We start from the raw sequence: 16,982 nt of genomic DNA on the forward strand, positions 1-16,982 counted from the left end.
CAATTACTGAGTTGCTTCTGATCCGTAATTCCCACACAGCGGACACTGCATAACGGATAACCACTTCTTCGTTTAATCCTTGATTTCTCTCTTCAGTCATGTCTTTGATATCATTACTTCAAGTCATAATCCAATCACGAGGAAGTCTCTTTAGTTAGAGTGAATAATTCAGATGAAAAATCATATTTCTCCGTAATATTAAAATCCTGGTCAGCCTTATAAGGCGGGGTGAGTATAAGTCCGATGTTCATTAACTCGCTGCCTGTAAAACGTCGGTCCAATTCTTCCACGAAATATACTGCCATTTCGTCCAGTCCGATGAGCTTTAGCCGTGAATAAGCTGCATTGGGGCGTGAGAGAACCTGGTACCAGCCGACGAGAGCATGCTCACGTTCTGCATCAATGGTCATCCATGCTGTTTCATTTTTTTCAAAGGGACTTAGCAGACGGTAAAAGGTTCCCTGTGTAATTAATCGTCGGTGACGTTTATATACTTGTATTTGTTTTTTAATTACATTGCACTCTTCTTCGGACAACGCCAATGGGTCAAGTTCATAACCGAATATACCAAAGTAGGCGACATTGGATCTAGTTTGCAGCGGTGCCGTTCTGCCTACCTGGTGGTTCGGGATGCTTGACACATGAGCACCCATACTGCTAAGCGGATAGGCCATGGAAGTGCCATACTGAATCTTCAGACGTTCTATAGCCTCGCTATCGTCGCTTGTCCATGCTTGCGGAGCGTAATAAAGCATCCCTGGATCAAACCGTCCCCCACCGGAAGCACAGGACTCAAACAAAATCTCAGGGTGTTCGGTAATCAGCTTCTCATATAAAGCATATACACCCAGGACATAGCGGTGAAAAAATTCGCCCTGTCTTTCCTTGCCCAGAGATAACGAATAGGCTTCTGAAATACAGCGATTCATATCCCATTTTACGTATTCGATCCGAGCAGAAGAGAGCACGTCATCCATTAACTTAAACAGGTAATCCACGACAGGCGGTTGGGAATAATCAAGAACATATTGATGACGTCCATGCTTGCGTTGACGGCCGGGTGTTCCCACAACCCAGTCTGGATGCTCCCTCATAATATGAGAGTCGGAGTTAACCATTTCCGGCTCGAACCAAAGACCGAATTTCATCCCGAGCTGATTGATCTTCTTTGCCAAATTCGAGATCCCGTTCGGTAGCTTTTCAGGATTTTCAAACCAGTCACCGAGGGAAGAGGTATCATTGTTTCTTCGACCGAACCATCCGTCATCCAAGACAAAGAGTTCAATCCCCAGTTCACCTGCTTTTTTTGCCATATCAACTATTTTCTGCTCAGTAAAATCAAAATAGGTCCCCTCCCAGTTATTGATCAATACAGGTCGTTCCCGCTCGGTCCAACTGCTGCGAATTAAGTGTTTATTGTACAGGCTATGGTATGCTTGGCTCATGCCATTTAAACCGCTCTCAGAATAGACCAGAACTGCTTCAGGCGAATAAAAACATTCTCCTGGCTTCAGGGTCCAGCAGAATTTGTCAGGATGAATGCCGATCATCAATCGGGTAGTTGAATAGCTGTCCACTTCCGCCTGGGCAAGAAAGTTCCCGCTGTAAACGAGATTAACCGCATATACTTCTCCTTGGTGTTCCTGTGATCCGGGTTTGGCAAGCGCCAGAAATGGATTGTGAACATGACTACTAATTCCTCGAGTGCTCCCAATCGACTGTAGCCCAGGTCTCAATGGTGTACGCTCCACATGACGTTCCCTGCCCCAAGCCCCTGATAAATGAATAATTTCATATTCGGCTTCAGGAAGATCAAGACTCAGGCTCATTAGACGGTTGACTCTCAGGGGATTATTCCCGGAATTCGTTATGGATACGGATCTCGTGATCACGGGCAGTTCGCTGAAGATGGTGTAAGCAAGCACGGCCACCGTTCCTGTAAGAGAATCGGTCAGCGTGATGAGGAGTGTCTCTGCTTCATGTGCTTCCTTACAAAACGTAGCTGGAAGATGAGGAATTTTAGGTTTTCCAGTGATTACCTCGTAATGGTCATAAGTGAACTCCATTATATGAGATCCGTCCTCCTGTATGATCTCAATTGCTGGCTCTCGAAAGTCTCCACTTCCCGCAGAAGGAAATTCCTGCTTAATACTTTCCAACGATGTCACCAAGTCACTATCAAACTCACCGACAGACACGGGACGATAGCTTCGCTCGATAAAGCGGTCATATTGACCAAGGTACTCTATTTTTTTGCCGTAATATAAATGCTCCAATTGCCCGTTCTCCATGACACGGAAAAGATAACTACAGTATTTGTTCGTTAAGTGAAATGTCCGTTCCTTTTGGTTAACTTGTAGACTAGCCATGTACATAGCCCCTTTCAAAATATGTCGAACCACTTGAAAGCGTTATTATTGAATCAGCATAACAAAGATAGTGATAGTAAATACATGACTTTTTTTAAGTTGGATATGGGAAAAACAAAGAACCTTACAAAAAAATATAGTTTAGAGCCAAATTTTTTCTGGACATTTGTCATCCTTAACTTATGCTATACTGTTAAATTAACAAGCATAGGTTCTTTATTTGGAAAAGTGAGGAGGATGCCAATGGGCCAGAATATGATTCAATATGTTGATACGTATACCAGTTCAGAGCATAAAAATATATCAGATTTGATTTTGTATAACTGTGGCACAGAGCTCTGCTTATCCAAACAGGATTTTGGACCCATCGCCCGCGATTTTAATCTGGTTCATTTTGTACTAAAAGGACGAGGTAGGCTGGTGATTGACAACAAAAATTACGATATAGGAGAAGGACAGGCTTTTTTAATTCCGGCCAATAGGGTAGCTTATTACCAGGCGGATGAAGCCGAGCCTTGGGAGTACAGTTGGGTCGGCTTTATGGGCATTAAATCCGACATCTACCTGCAGAACATATCACTTCCACACCAGAACCCTTATATAATTGATATCGAAGATATTACGTTCTTTCATTCCACGATTATTGAGATGTTGCGGATCGGAGATAACACGCTTTCTTCATCGCTGGCTATACAGGGGTATTTATTCCATATTCTTGCCAAACTTGTACACAATTTGGGGGAAACGATGTCGATAAAGGAACAGCTTCCTTATTCGGTGCAAGCGATAAACTTTATTGAGAAAAACTACATCAGTGGCATCCAGATTAGTGAAGTAGCGGAGTACCTTGGTCTACATCCGAATTATCTGACCTCCGTTTTCAAACTAGAAACTGGTGAAACGCCTAAACAATATCTGATAGTCCTCAGGATTAAAAAAGCGTGCGAATTGCTGCAGCATACAGACTATTCGATCCAGGTCATATCTAATTCGGTCGGCTATACCGATCAGTTGACCTTTTCGCGAGCTTTTAAAAATGTAATGAGCATATCACCCAGCGCGTATAGAAAAAAATTTCTTTGATTTTGCTATATAAATCTATAAAAATATTTGTATTTAGAAGCGGTTTTTTTTGCTATCGTAAAACTGTGGATTTTTTCCTGCATGGCATTTTAACGATTGTAGGAAGAGTACTTTTTACGGGAGGAGAATTTCGCGCGTGAATTTCATTATTGCTTTTATTCCAGCCCTTGGCTGGGGAGTTATGCCGATACTGGCGCATATTACAAAAGCCAGTCCCCGAGAACAGCTGACAGGTACCGTTATTGGTGCTGTGCTGTTTTCCCTGTGCTTGTACACCATTCATCCTACCTCATTAACACCGATTCATTTTGTGGTAAGTTTTATATCTGGTATTTTTTGGGCCGCTGGACAATTGCTCCAGTTTCAAGCTTTTCAAAAAGTAAGCGTATCGATCGCCATTCCTGTGATTTGTGGTCTGCAGTTGATAGGGACGACGCTATTTGCCGCACTTATTTTGGGTGAATGGATAACAGGGTACCAATATGCGATAGGCGTTGGTTCTCTTCTGTGTATATTGGCAGGAGTTCTGTTAACCAGCTATCAGGGCAAGTCTGCTGGATTGCCCAAGCCTTTGCCGGTACCCATTATCATAATGTTGGTTTGCTCGGGGTTAGCGTTAAGCAGTTATGTCGTGATTAATCAGTTTTTTCATATATCCGGGCTATCCGTCATTCTGCCGCAATCGCTCGGTATGCTATGCTCAGCCATGGCCATGAATCTGAAGGGCAAAAAGCGGCTACGATTCTCTCTGGTGGTTCGCAATTTGTCGACAGGATTGGTTTGGAGCATTGCGAATCTAGCACTATTTATTTCCAATGGGCTGATCGGCATGGCGGCTAGTTTTCCGATCTCTCAAGCGAGCATTGCTATTGCCTGTGTTGGCAGCATTTTAATATTTAAGGAAAAGAAGAGTCCTCAGGAATGGATAGGTATACTTGCGGGAATTACAGTACTGATGATAGGAGTAGGAATGATCAGCATGCTCAAGCCTTAAAGAATCATTTTGTATCTTGTATATGATCAGGTGTTTTGACTGTTTGCCAGTAGGAACCACGAGACCACGTTCTTTTAGTAACGAAAAGAGCTTATCCATCTATGGGGTACGCTTTTTGGGATTGACAGAGGTAGGACTGCATGAGAAAATGTACGCGCGTACATAAAATGATTTGGAGGTGGGTAATATTGTTTCGCGCAAGGAAGTAGCCGAACTTTCCGGCGTGTCTGAAGCGACAGTATCCCGGGTCTTGAATGCGGTAGGTCCTATCAAAGAGGATACGCGAAGAAGGGTTCTGGACGCAGCCAATCAGCTTGGATATGTTCCCAGTGCGCTGGCCCGTAACTTTGCCCGAAGGAAGAGTGGCCATCTTGGTGTGGTTATGCCTTATGTCCCGAAGGCGCACTTGTTCTCAGCCTATTTTTTCTCTGAGATGCTGAGCGGTATCGGAAACAAGGCTAGAGACAGCGGACTTGATCTGCTTCTATTGTTCCGGAAGCCGGGGGAACGGATTGATTACAGTAGTCTTTTCCGTCAGCAAAGGATCGATACCTGTATCATCCTTGGAGCCAGGGATGACCACGATGAGGTGGAAGCTCTAAAGAGGCTTCAGGAAGAAGGACGTCCGTTCTGCGTCATGAATCACCATTTTGAAGGGCAATCGTTCTGTGAAGTGGATGCAGACCATGTAGAAGGCAGCCGGGCGGCTGTAAGTCACCTCATCGAGCAGGGATACAAGCGGATTGCCTTTCTCAACGGCCCGGATATCTATTCCAATAGTACTGAGCGAATGAAGGGTTATCGTACCGCGCTTCAGGACGCTGGGATTGAATATGACCACGAACTGCTTCTGGAAGGTAACTATAGCCGTCGGAGCGGACTCGAAGCCTCAGCTACAATCGCAGACCAATTGAATGATATTGATGCTGTATTTGCGGCGAACGACCGGATGGCTCTTGGGGTAATGCAGGGTCTCCGTGAGCGCGGACTGGCAGCTGACCGGTTTCCGGCGTTTGTAGGCTATGACGATTCGGATGCGGCTGAGATGGCTGTTCCGCCGCTAAGCAGTGTCCGCGTACCTTTTTATGAGATGGGGGAGCTTGCAGCCTCGAAGCTTATACCCGATTCTCAGCATCTCATTCCGGCTCTGGAACTAACCGGGTGCGACTCAATAAGAGAACTCCTATCCACAGAACTGATTATCAGGGCGTCATCCATTCGTCAATAACACCATTCGTCAAAAATTCGTTGAAACTCAGACCCATAAGGAGGATCACGACATGTCTAATCGTCTTCGTATCGGAATGGTTGGCTACAAATTTATGGGCAAGGCTCACAGCAACGCTTACCGAAGTCTACCCATGTTCTTCCCAGATGCCCCGCTGCAGCCAGAGATGTCCGTTATCTGTGGACGCAACGAGCAGGGGGTTCAGGCAGCTGCCCGCCAGTACGGCTGGACCGAAAGTGTTACGGATTGGCGTGATCTAGTGAAACGTAACGATATTGATCTCATTGATATTAACGCCCCGAGTAATGCCCATAAAGAAATTGTCGTGGAGGCTGCCCTCCATGGCAAGCATCTGTTCTGTGAGAAGCCGCTTGCGCTCTCGCTGGCGGATTCACGTGACATGCTGCAGGTAGCAGAGCAAGCAGGGGTCAGACATATGGTAGGCTTCAACTATCGCTTTTCACCGGCTGTCCAGCTGGCAAAGCAGCTAGTCGAGAGCGGTCGCCTAGGCAAAATTTATCATTTTCGTGCCTTCTTCCTTCAAGACTGGATCATGGACCCGTCCTTCCCGCTGGTATGGCGGCTGCAAAAAGACGTGGCCGGTTCTGGCTCTCATGGTGATCTTGGCGCCCATCTGATTGATCTCGCTCGCTTCTTGGTTGGCGAGTTCCATGAAGTGATCGGCATGAGCGAGACATTCATCCAGCAGCGCCCGTTAGCTTTGGAGATGAGCGGGTTGAGCTCCAAAAGAAACACTGAAGCAAATGCTCCAATGGGAGAAGTGACAGTCGATGATGCCACGCTGTTCCTGGCACGCTTCGCCGGAGGTGCGCTGGGCAGCTTCGAGGCCACACGTTTTGCTGCCGGACATCGGAGCACCAATTCATTCGAGATCAACGGTAGCCTAGGCAGTGTGCGGTTTGACTTTGAACGAATGAACGAACTGGAAGTGTATTTCACACAGGATGAGGAAGACGTTCAGGGCTTTCGCCGCGTACTCGCCACCGATCCGGCACACAAGTATTCTGAAGCTTGGTGGCCTGCAGGACATACGATTGGATTCGAGCATACCTTCACCCATGAGATGCTTGAGATGTTGAGTGCCATCTCTGAAGGAAGGCAACCGTCGCCGAACTTCCGTGACGGTGTTGCTTGTCAGGCTGTGCTTGAAGCGGTAGAACGATCCATAGAGGAACGCCGCTGGGTATCCATTGAAGAAATGTAGTATAACAATACATTCCGAAAGGTGAGTGGATTACAGATGCGCAAGGCACTGATTGTATGGGGCGGATGGAACGGACATGAGCCGGAGCAGGTGGCGGCCATTTTTGAACGCATTTTGAAGGAAGAGCAGTTCGAGGTGGAGGTGTCTAATACCCTTGAAGCCTACCAGGATGCAGAGAAACTGCTTGACCTGGACCTGATCGTTCCAATGTGGACCATGGGACAGATTGAGCAGGAACTGGTCGATAATGTCTCCGCTGCGGTTCAAAGCGGCGTAGGTCTCACAGGCTGCCATGGTGGCATGTGTGATGCCTTCCGGAACAATGTGGATTGGCAGTTTATGACAGGCGGGCAATGGGTTGCGCATCCCGGCAATGACGGCGTAGAGTACATGGTGAACATGAAGCGCGGCTCCAGCCCACTTCTAGACCATATTGAGGATTTTCAGGTCAAAAGCGAGCAGTATTACCTCCACGTAGACCCAGCAGTTGAAGTGCTGGCAACCACACGCTTTCCGATCGTACCAGGCCCCCATTCAGCTAATGGGCCAGTGGATATGCCCGTTGTATGGACGAAGCGCTGGGGGAACGGCCGCGTCTTCTACAATTCGCTGGGGCATCACGCAGATATCATAGATATGCCTCAAGTGACCGAGATGATGCGCAGCGGATTTCTGTGGGCAGCAGCAGGCAAACAGGCGGTGGCCACCCGGGGCAGCTCTCTCGCAGAGGCTTATACAGGCATGACAGACAACCAGCAACGCTAGGGTGAACAGGATGGTATCCGATGTAACAAAAGAATGCCATTATCCATTTTTTCTGAAGAAGAAGGGAGTCTAGGCATGAACAAAATGAAAGTAGGCATTATCGGGTGTGGTAAAATTAGCGGAATTTACATGGAAAATTGCCATCGTTTCGACATTCTGGAGCTGTACGCTGTAGCGGATCTGGACCAAGGTCGGGCAGAGGAGCAGGCGGTAGCGTTCAACGTTCCGCATGTATATTCGGTAGATGAGATTTTGGCTGATCCGGAGATCGAACTCATCATTAATTTGACCATTCCGGGCGTTCACGCCGACGTATGTCTCAGAGCTCTTGAGGCAGGCAAGCATGTCTATGTGGAGAAGCCACTTGCCGTCACCCGTGAGCAGGGTCAGGCTGTCTTGGATCTTGCTCATCAAAAGGGACTGCTTGTCGGCTGCGCACCAGAGACCTTCTTCGGTTCCGGTATACAGACATCATTGAAGCTGATTGAAGACGGAGTCATTGGGAGTCCGGTAGCCGCTACGGCTTTCATGATGAGCCGTGGACATGAACATTGGCATCCTGATCCTGAATTTTATTATGCAGTCGGCGGCGGTCCAATGTTTGATATGGGCCCTTATTATTTGACGGCTCTGGTGCAAATGCTGGGTCCGATTGCTGCCATTTCGGGCATGACAGGCAAGGCGATGGACCAGCGAACGATTACGAGCGAGAAAAAGAAAGGCCAGACTATCCCAGTCGATATTCCGACCCATGTGGCCGGGTTGCTGCGCTTTAAGCAGGGAGCTGTCGGTACGCTGATTACCAGCTTTGACATCTTTGGTGGAAGCACTCTGCCACCGATTGAGGTTTACGGTACTCATGGCACGCTGCAGGTGCCTGACCCGAACACGTTCGGAGGGCCAGTTCGCTATAGGCTGCTAGGCGAGCAAGAATGGACAGAGGTACCGCTGCTGCCAGGATACCAGGAGAATACACGGGGCATCGGTGTTGCCGATATGGCCTACGCTATCCGCAGCGGACGGCCTCACCGCGCTAGTGGAGAACTGGCCTACCATGTGCTGGAAGCGATGTGGGCGTTCCATGATTCTTCCGATCAGCAGACCTTTTATACGATGCAGAGCACATGTCAGCGCCCGGCGGCTTTACCGGAAAACCTGCCCTTGTATACGTTAGATGTGTAAAATAATGTAAATTTTACATCCCGCTTTGAATGTTCATTTCTATTAAAAAGAAGACTCCAGCTCCGTTTTGACCGGGGCTTGGAGTCTTCTTAGTTCATTTTCAGGAAGGATTTTAATTGCGGGTATAAAATCATTCTTTACCGGTTGTTCTAGATATGTTATATTGTTGGCGTGGGAGGAGTACACGGATAAGAAGCCAAAAGTTATGGGGAGTGGTGTGAGTGTGAGATCTTGCCGTGGAGCTCTTCTACGAATATTAGAATGATCATTCTAATTATAACAGATGGAGAAGGGATGGATTGAACATGGAATATCGTGTATTAGGAAATACAGGCCTTAAAATAAGCAGTTTTGTATTAGGTACAGGTACTTTGGGTTTTTGGGGCAACAATACGGAGAAAGAAGCTGCAGTCATGTTAGATGAGGCTTTGGCTGGAGGCATTAATCTGATCGATACAGCGGATGTCTATTCAAGTGGTCAATCCGAAGAAATTCTGGGTCACATCCTAAAAGGACGCAGACAGGATGTTATTCTGGCCACGAAAGGCGGAATGCCCATGGGCAGTGGGCTTAATCAATCCGGTAACTCTAAATATTGGATTAAGCGTGCAGTAGAGGGAAGCTTGAGAAGGTTGCAAACGGACTATATCGATTTGTATCAACTACATCAGCCAGATCTCCATACTGACATTGAAGAGAGTCTTGACGCACTTACGGACCTGGTTCGTGAAGGAAAGATTCGCTATATTGGTACATCCAATTTTCAGGCATGGCAAGTGACCGAAGCACAGTGGACTAGCGAACGTAAAAATACAGCACGCTTTGTATCCGAGCAAGCCCCATATTCCATTGTGAATCGGAGTATCGAATTCGATTTGCTTGCTGCAACTGCAAAATATGGAATGGGCGTAATGGTTTGGAGCCCACTTTCGGGTGGTCTACTAACGGGAAAATACCGCTCAGGAGAAGCGGTTGCCCCAGATTCAAGAGCAGCGAGTTCTCTAGGGAAACTTTCAACAGTTGTAGACCCAAATCGAGAAGAAAACCGAACCAAGTTTGAAGCCGTTGCTAAGCTCCAAACCCTTGCAAATGAAGCAGGATTAACTTTGCCTCATCTTGCCATGGCATTTACACAAGCTCATTCGTCAGTTACTTCTGCTATAGTGGGGGCAAGAACAATTGAGCAACTACGTGAAACGTTAAAAGGCAGTGACATTCGATTAAACACTGATATCCTGGATGCGATAGATGCTATCGTTCCGCCAGGAGTAACCCTGGATGCCCTGGAAAAAGGATGGACGCCTGACTGGTTACAAGCAGACAAACGAAGAATCCTGGGTTAAATATATAAGACAGACCTCATAGCTGTAATGTATTCACATATTTTAAATCTAGTTTGCCGATCCTTCACTAAATTGTATAATGATTATTCGAGGTGATGACGATGGCAAGATCAAAAGAATTTGAAGTTAATGAAGTATTAGATAAAGCGATACACCTGTTTTGGGCACAAGGATATGAGAAAACTTCAATGCAAGATTTGGTTGAGTTTATGGGCATTCACCGAAGAAGTATCTATGATACCTTTGGGGATAAGCATGCCTTATTTATGAAAGCTCTCGAACGATATGAAACGAAGCAGACCAGCAAAATGAGGTTTCTGATTGAAAAACAAAAACCGATCAAAGAATCAATTCGGGAGTTGTTTGAGGCGACAGTAAGAAACGAAGGAGAACCTCTAGGGTGTTTTCTCGTGAATTCAGGTGTGGAACTCGGCGTGTTGGATCCTGAAGTTGCATCCTTAGTTGATGAAAGTTATTCGCGAACTGAGGAACTCTTGACTAACCTTGTTCTGAAGGGTCAACAATCGGGTGAATTCAAGGCTGACTTGGATCCTGTAGTTATTTCTCATTATTTAATGAATGCGTGGTTAGGGCTACGTACGTTGGTTAAGACAACAACGGATCAGCAAAAATTAAAGAATATTATTGATATGACACTGACCGCTTTAGATTAAAAGTGAAATTACAGCATGACAGGCAAAAGGAGTTACCTCAATGGAGGACTGTTTGTTTCCGTGATACAAGTTTTTTCTTGTCCCTCTAACATAAGAAAGAACTTGTATCTTACGCCTCAAACATGTCAAGGAATACCGCTCCAAAATTACAATTCTTAGCCACGAAAAAATTCTTTATTGTTCGTTCTAAAATTGATATGCTAATAGCAAGTCAGATCTAACTGTTTTTTTTACCCTAATAAGAATGGTCGTTCTAAAATCGTCTTTAAAACTTATTTACACTAATATGCATGTTATGAAGGAGAGAATATTATGAAGTATACAGTTATTACAGGAGCAAGCTCGGGGATTGGATATGAAACGTCATTGGCATTTGCGGCACGTGGCAAAAACCTAATCTTGGTAGCTAGAAGATTTGATAAATTAGAAGAACTCAAATCAGCAATTCACAATATTGACCCTAATGTAAATGTTATTGTTCATACAAGTGACCTGTCTGTTACAGATCAAGCCTACACACTATATAACGATTTAAAGGAATACCAAATTGAGACCTGGATAAACAATGCGGGACTCGGTGAATCTTCTTTTGTAGCAGAACAGAATTTAGATAAAGTTGAAACCATGTTACGTGTTAATATCGAAGCTTTGACCATCCTTTCTACACTATATGTACGAGATTATGCTGATGTAGAAGGAACTCAGTTAATTAACGTTTCATCTGGACTTGGATATGCCATTGCTGTTGGGAGTGTTACTTATTCTGCATCTAAGTATTACGTTAGTGCCTTCACAGAAGGACTTGCAAAAGAACTAGAAATAAAAGGTGCAAAACTAAAGGCAAAGGTTTTGGCACCAGCTATAACAGAAACGGAATTTGTGAAGAAATCATTAGATGCAGAAGATTTTGATTATAAAGCAAACATGCCTAAGTACCACACTGCCAAACAAATGGCGGGCTTCATGGTGGATCTTTATGACAGCAACGAAGGGGTAGGGATTGTAGACCAGAACTATAATTTCAATCTCAGAGGTCAAATATATCCGATCATTTCAGAATTTTAAATTCAATTTATAGATCTGTTGAGTTTATTGAAAGAGGAGAGTATCCAATGAAAAGTTGTGGAGTAAAACGAAGATTGGAAAAATGGAGCTGCCACATCGTTTAGCAATGGCACCAATGACACGTAGCAGATCGCAAGAAGATGGCACACCGGGAGAGCTAACATCTCTTTATTATGCTCAACGAGCGTCAATGGGACTCATTATTACGGAGGGTACACAACCTTCTGATGATGGTCAAGGGTACTTATGGACACCTGGGATTTATACGGATAAACATATTGAAGGATGGAAAAAGGTTACCGATGCAGTGCACGAAGCAGGTGGATATATGTATATTCAGTTAATGCATGCTGGTCGTATGTCGCATCCTGATAATACACCACATCATCGTCAACCTGTTGCACCATCTGCAATCGCGCCTGGTGTAGAGATGTTTACTGCTAAAGGTATGCAGGAAATCCCCGTTCCCCGTGAGTTAAGTGTAGAGTACATTCAAACGACTATAGCAGATTTCCGGAAAGCAGCAGCAGCGGCTATTAAAGCAGGTGCGGATGGCGTTGAAATTCATGGAGCCAATGGTTATCTGATTAATCAATTTATCGGAGAAAACTCGAATACACGAACAGATCAATACGGGGGATCTATAGAAAATCGTGCTCGCTTTGCGATCGAATTAACAAAAGCCATCGTCGAAGAAATTGGAGCAGAAGCAACAGGCTTCCGTATTTCGCCAGGGACACCTCTAGGTGGGATCCAAGACGGAGAACAAGGTCCTGAACTTTATCGCTATCTTGTAAAGGAATTAGCTCAATTGGATCTAGCTTACCTTCATGTCATGCATCTAGGAAATGAAAAGCTGCTCCAAGACATTCGCTCAATATGGACGAATCCATTGTTAGTCAATCGTGCAGGACGGGCTCTGGAAGATCTTAGCACGGATTTAGATAGTGGCCTTGCTGATATGGTGCCCGTTGGTGTGTGGTCATTAGCCAATCCAGATTTGGTGGAACGACTTCAAAAAGGAGCGCCATTGAACGAAGCAGACCCGACAACATTTTTTGGTCTGGGGAGTAAAGGTTACACGGACTATCCGACGATACGAGAATTAGAACCGCAAGAGGGACTACAATAGCAAAAGAGTGGAACATGGCGTACAACCGTAAATTGTACGCCATGTTTTTAGCCAATAGTTTCATGGTTATGCTATCTCCAAATTAGCAAAGGAAGAGGATGAATATGAGAGCAGCACAAATACAGAAATATTCAAAAAAAATCCAAGTGGAGTTAAATGATGTTGACATGCCACAGATCAACAACCATGAGGTGCTTGTCAAAGTAAAGGCAGCAGGTGTAAATCCACTGGATATCCTAAATTTGAATGGTAGTGTTCGGATGATTGCTGACTATAAGTTGCCATTAACTTTAGGAAATGAACTATCTGGGGTTATTGAAGCTGTTGGTGATGATGTTTTGAATTTTAAGGTTGGTGACCCTGTTTATACGAGGTTGCCGCTTAATAAAATCGGTGCTTTTGCCGAGTATGCGGCCGTAAATGAAGATGCTTTATCCATCATGCCTGAAAATCTATCTTTTATTGAAGCTGCTGCTGTACCCCTTACTGCCTTGACTGCTTATCAAGCATTGCACGATGTACTCCATGTCCAGCCGAATAAAAAGCTATTCATTCCTGGAGGAACCGGAGGATTTGGCGCTATGGCAATCCCCATTGCCAAATCACTGGGGTTATTTGTTATTACAAGTGGAAGTGAAAGAAGCAGATCACGTACAATGTCGATCGGGGCTGATCAGTTCATAAATTATAAGGCAGAGAATTATGCTAACATACTGTCCGAAATCGATTATGTGATCGACACCTTGGGGACCAAAGAGATCAAAGCTGAACTGGGTATTTTAAAACCACAAGGGAAATTGGTATCATTGAAAGCCGGACCTAATTATCGCTTTGCGGTTGACAATCATTTTCCAATGTGGAAAAAAGCATTGTTTGGTCTAGTGGGTGCTCGCTTAGATTCTTTAGCACGCAAGAATCAAAATGAATATCGCTTTTTATTTGTGCAAGCCAATGGAAGTCAATTACAAGAAATCACTAAACTTGTTGAAAAAGAAAATATTAAGCCCTCTTTAGATTCAACTTATACGTTTGGTGACATTAACAAGGCGCTGATTAAAGTGTCGACGGGCCACTCTCAAGGCAAAGTGATTGTGACCTTCTAAGTAATTTCTAGTTCACATACTTTTCTATCGTGCTTCGGACTGCTCCGGGACCTGCCAGCATTTCATGAAACATGGCTTCAATCTTGTCGCCCAGACCAATTTCATATAATCGGACACCGAACAGTTTGTCATCTTCGAGGAGGCAGCGAACCTCGGAGGTCTGATCGCCCAGCTTCGTATTCTTCAAATATCCCTGCAACGTATCCAGTAACGGGTCCGGACTGAGTGTGAAGGGTTCTCCTTGATCATCCACTCCCAGCAAATAGCGACACCAGATCGCAATGGTCAAGGGAATAGCAGTCAAGTTCGTAGGATCAAGTCCTACTGTGCCAACATAAGACTTTATGGTTTCACCAAAACGGATGCTCATCTTTTGAGAGGTATCTGTTGCAATCCGCTGTGGCGTATCCGGAATATAGGGATTGGCGAAGCGTTCCTGCAATACCTCATCAATAAATGGTTTCGGTTGAATAATACCGGGATCAACTACAACAGGCAACCCTTCCTTGTAGCCGATAGTTTCCACCAGACGACGTAATGTGTGATCCTTCATTTCATCTGCAATAAGCTCATACCCAAGCAGACACCCAGCTAGCGCCAGCGCTGTATGCAGCGGATTGAGACAGGTAGTGACTTTCATCTTCTCCACTTTGTCCACTGTATCCCGATTCGTGAAAATGATACCAGCTTCCTCCAGTGCAGGTCTCCCGTTCGTAAACTTGTCTTCAATGACCAAATACTCGCTAACCTCAGCATTGACAAAGGGAGCCGTATACGTATGCCTGGAGGTAACGATTAACTCCATGTCGGCTAACCCCAGTTCCTGAAGAGCAGACTGTACTTGCAAGGAAGGGCGGGGGGTAATTTTGTCGATCATGGTCAGGGGGAAGGTTATTTTCTCCTCATTCTGCAGATAGTCTGCAAATCCTTCCTTTACCAGGCCTCTGCGAGTCCACTCCTTGGCGATGGCAATCATACTATCCTTTAACAGATCGCCGTTATGGGAGCAATTATCCATGCTCACAAAAGTCATTGGAAGTCGCCCCTTTAGATAACGCCGATAGGCAAGCGAAGTAGCTATGCTCATCACATGCGCTGGTTGTTCAGGGCCATTCATCAAATCCCTCTCTACAACAGCCAGATACTTGCCGTCGGGCCCGGTCAGAGCGTATCCTTTTTCCGTGACAGTAAAGCTGGCCATCTGCAGGGAGGGATTCTCAAATATTTCAATCAGACGGAGGTAGTCGTCTGGACGATTCTGTTCTGCCGCGATTTCCTCAACGATGCTTGCGACCACGCTCTTGTGAAATCTTCCGTCTGCACTCATCAGCACCAGTAAGGTTAAATTGTCGTAAGGCTTATAGGCTTTGTCGATCATTTCAAAATCAAAGGCTTCGGCTGCAATAATACCTGTATCCGCTTTCAAGTTATTCAGCAGTTGTTGCTGCGCATTGGCTATCAACCCTCGAAAAATATTGCCTGCGCCAAAATGCACCCATTGCGGTCTAAGTCGGGTGTTATGGGCTACAAGCTCCAGATCATATTTCGGCAATTCAATACCTGCTGCTTCCCAGGCCGCCTTATCTAAAAGGCCTTTCCGGTCAAGTTGGAGCATTTATTTCACTCCTTTGCCTTGAGCGAGACTATCCCAGACACCAAGTAAGTACATAACTCCCAGTGCACGGTCATACAAACCATAGCCTGGCCGACAATTCTTTTCTTCCCCCCATAGATGTCTACCGTGATCTGGACGTACATATCCCTGATAGCCGTTCTCGTGATAAGCTCTAACTATTTCCGGTACATCGACGCTTCCGTCCTTCCCGCGGTGTGACACTTCAATAAAGTCTCCATTCTCAAACACCTTGACATTACGAATATGCGCAAAATGAATACGATCATGAAACTCCCGAATCATGGCTGGTAAATCATTCTCAGGATTGCTTCCCAGTGAGCCTGTGCAGAAGGTTAGACCATTATATGGACTGCTCACTGCGTCTAGGATGCGCCGGATGGTCTCACGACTCCGGACAATTCTCGGCAATCCGAAGATGGGCCATGCTGGATCATCAGGATGAATGGCCATCTTGATGTCAGACTCCTCGCAGACCGGGATGATGCGCTCAAGAAAATACTTTAGGTTGTCAAACAACTTGTCTTCTGTGACATCCGCATAAGCAGCAAAAAGTTCATCCAGTCTCGCCAACCGTTCCGGTTCCCAGCCAGGCATGGTGAACTTCCCAGCTCCCTTGAGAATCCGATCCACCATTTGGCGGGGATCATCAGTAATGGCAGCCTTTTCATAAAAGAGGGCATTGGACCCGTCAGGCAGTTCCTTGTACAGCTCTGTTCTGGTCCAGTCAAAGACAGGCATAAAGTTATAGCAAATCACCTTAACTCCCACTTTGGCTAATTTTCGAATGGTGTCGATATAAATGTCAATATATTGATCGCGGGATGGTAGGCCGATTTTGATATCATCGTGGACATTTACACTTTCTACGACCGCCGAACTAAAGCCCTTGCTCGTAATCTGATCAGCTACCTCCTGAATTCGCTCCATTTCCCATACTTCACCAGCTACCTTATCATGTAAAGACCAGACAATGCCCATAACTCCAGGAATTTGCCGGATATGGTCCAGCGTAATATTGTCGTTGCCTTCTCCATACCATCTCCAGGTCATATTCATAACGATACCTCCCTGATTATATTCGTCTGTCTTGTATACAAGATTGAGTTGATCATAAATTATAGGGTTTGTTCTTGTCAATGATAATTATAAAGGGATTTATCACCTCAAAATGCTTTATAATAGT

Annotated in this window: 14 protein-coding genes; 11 read left to right on the plus strand and 3 right to left on the minus strand. The window is 45.4% G+C overall.

Annotated elements, in window-relative coordinates; genetic code table 11:
• Positions 1 to 134: 134 nt before the first annotated feature.
• Complete coding sequence (locus ACEN8J_RS09505; protein WP_495594434.1) at positions 135 to 2,369, minus strand: alpha-galactosidase; 2,235 nt, start codon at positions 2,367 to 2,369, stop codon at positions 135 to 137.
• A gap of 243 nt (positions 2,370 to 2,612) precedes the next feature.
• On the opposite strand from ACEN8J_RS09505, the gene ACEN8J_RS09510 reads away from it, so the two are divergent.
• The 11 genes from ACEN8J_RS09510 to ACEN8J_RS09560 all read left to right on the plus strand — a co-directional run bounded on the left by ACEN8J_RS09510 (position 2,613) and on the right by ACEN8J_RS09560 (position 14,163).
• Positions 2,613 to 3,452, plus strand: a complete 840-nt coding sequence (locus ACEN8J_RS09510; RefSeq protein ID WP_029515168.1) for an AraC family transcriptional regulator — start codon at positions 2,613 to 2,615, stop codon at positions 3,450 to 3,452.
• A gap of 136 nt (positions 3,453 to 3,588) precedes the next feature.
• On the plus strand, positions 3,589 to 4,446 hold the full coding sequence (locus ACEN8J_RS09515; protein WP_029515170.1) for a GRP family sugar transporter: 858 nt from the start codon (positions 3,589 to 3,591) through the stop codon (positions 4,444 to 4,446).
• A 172-nt stretch (positions 4,447 to 4,618) separates the two neighbouring features.
• Positions 4,619 to 5,674, plus strand: coding sequence for a LacI family DNA-binding transcriptional regulator (locus tag ACEN8J_RS09520; protein ID WP_176715732.1), 1,056 nt, complete (start codon positions 4,619 to 4,621; stop codon positions 5,672 to 5,674).
• A gap of 52 nt (positions 5,675 to 5,726) precedes the next feature.
• The gene (locus ACEN8J_RS09525) at positions 5,727 to 6,899 is read left to right on the plus strand and encodes a Gfo/Idh/MocA family protein (protein WP_039273095.1); all 1,173 of its coding nucleotides are present in this window, start codon (positions 5,727 to 5,729) and stop codon (positions 6,897 to 6,899) included.
• Positions 6,900 to 6,935: 36 nt separating this feature from the next.
• The gene (locus ACEN8J_RS09530; protein WP_029515175.1) at positions 6,936 to 7,664 is read left to right on the plus strand and encodes a ThuA domain-containing protein; all 729 of its coding nucleotides are present in this window, start codon (positions 6,936 to 6,938) and stop codon (positions 7,662 to 7,664) included.
• Between the two features lie 75 nt (positions 7,665 to 7,739).
• Complete coding sequence (locus tag ACEN8J_RS09535; protein ID WP_029515177.1) at positions 7,740 to 8,846, plus strand: Gfo/Idh/MocA family protein; 1,107 nt, start codon at positions 7,740 to 7,742, stop codon at positions 8,844 to 8,846.
• Between the two features lie 305 nt (positions 8,847 to 9,151).
• Positions 9,152 to 10,189, plus strand: a complete 1,038-nt coding sequence (locus ACEN8J_RS09540) for an aldo/keto reductase (RefSeq protein WP_340932274.1) — start codon at positions 9,152 to 9,154, stop codon at positions 10,187 to 10,189.
• Positions 10,190 to 10,290: 101 nt separating this feature from the next.
• Positions 10,291 to 10,863: a TetR/AcrR family transcriptional regulator gene (locus ACEN8J_RS09545; protein WP_029515180.1), complete on the plus strand. Its 573-nt coding sequence runs from the start codon at positions 10,291 to 10,293 to the stop codon at positions 10,861 to 10,863.
• Positions 10,864 to 11,175: 312 nt separating this feature from the next.
• Complete coding sequence (locus tag ACEN8J_RS09550) at positions 11,176 to 11,928, plus strand: SDR family NAD(P)-dependent oxidoreductase (RefSeq protein WP_029515182.1); 753 nt, start codon at positions 11,176 to 11,178, stop codon at positions 11,926 to 11,928.
• A 55-nt stretch (positions 11,929 to 11,983) separates the two neighbouring features.
• The gene (locus ACEN8J_RS09555) at positions 11,984 to 13,060 is read left to right on the plus strand and encodes an alkene reductase (protein WP_495594435.1); all 1,077 of its coding nucleotides are present in this window, start codon (positions 11,984 to 11,986) and stop codon (positions 13,058 to 13,060) included.
• Between the two features lie 104 nt (positions 13,061 to 13,164).
• Entirely contained in the window at positions 13,165 to 14,163 is a 999-nt protein-coding gene (locus tag ACEN8J_RS09560; protein WP_495594436.1) for an NADP-dependent oxidoreductase, read from the plus strand.
• 7 nt (positions 14,164 to 14,170) lie between these two features.
• Here the strand turns inward: ACEN8J_RS09560 and ACEN8J_RS09565 are convergent, their stop codons facing one another.
• Both ACEN8J_RS09565 and uxuA read right to left on the minus strand, forming a co-directional pair.
• Complete coding sequence (locus ACEN8J_RS09565) at positions 14,171 to 15,778, minus strand: mannitol dehydrogenase family protein (RefSeq protein WP_069011847.1); 1,608 nt, start codon at positions 15,776 to 15,778, stop codon at positions 14,171 to 14,173.
• A complete protein-coding gene (gene uxuA / locus ACEN8J_RS09570) occupies positions 15,779 to 16,855 on the minus strand; it encodes a mannonate dehydratase (RefSeq protein WP_029515187.1) in 1,077 nt (358 codons plus the stop codon). It abuts the gene before it with no gap.
• Positions 16,856 to 16,982 lie beyond the last annotated feature (127 nt).

The sequence above is a fragment of the Paenibacillus sp. Paensp38 genome (assembly GCF_059491915.1).

Coding starts and splice junctions, on each gene's coding strand:
- ACEN8J_RS09505 (WP_495594434.1), bottom strand. CDS start 2,369: ATGGCTAGTCTACAAGTTAACCAAAAGGAACGGACATTTCACTTAACG.
- ACEN8J_RS09510 (WP_029515168.1), top strand. CDS start 2,613: ATGGGCCAGAATATGATTCAATATGTTGATACGTATACCAGTTCAGAG.
- uxuA (WP_029515187.1), bottom strand. CDS start 16,855: ATGAATATGACCTGGAGATGGTATGGAGAAGGCAACGACAATATTACG.
- ACEN8J_RS09545 (WP_029515180.1), top strand. CDS start 10,291: ATGGCAAGATCAAAAGAATTTGAAGTTAATGAAGTATTAGATAAAGCG.
- ACEN8J_RS09560 (WP_495594436.1), top strand. CDS start 13,165: ATGAGAGCAGCACAAATACAGAAATATTCAAAAAAAATCCAAGTGGAG.
- ACEN8J_RS09550 (WP_029515182.1), top strand. CDS start 11,176: ATGAAGTATACAGTTATTACAGGAGCAAGCTCGGGGATTGGATATGAA.
- ACEN8J_RS09530 (WP_029515175.1), top strand. CDS start 6,936: ATGCGCAAGGCACTGATTGTATGGGGCGGATGGAACGGACATGAGCCG.
- ACEN8J_RS09525 (WP_039273095.1), top strand. CDS start 5,727: ATGTCTAATCGTCTTCGTATCGGAATGGTTGGCTACAAATTTATGGGC.
- ACEN8J_RS09540 (WP_340932274.1), top strand. CDS start 9,152: ATGGAATATCGTGTATTAGGAAATACAGGCCTTAAAATAAGCAGTTTT.
- ACEN8J_RS09535 (WP_029515177.1), top strand. CDS start 7,740: ATGAACAAAATGAAAGTAGGCATTATCGGGTGTGGTAAAATTAGCGGA.
- ACEN8J_RS09565 (WP_069011847.1), bottom strand. CDS start 15,778: ATGCTCCAACTTGACCGGAAAGGCCTTTTAGATAAGGCGGCCTGGGAA.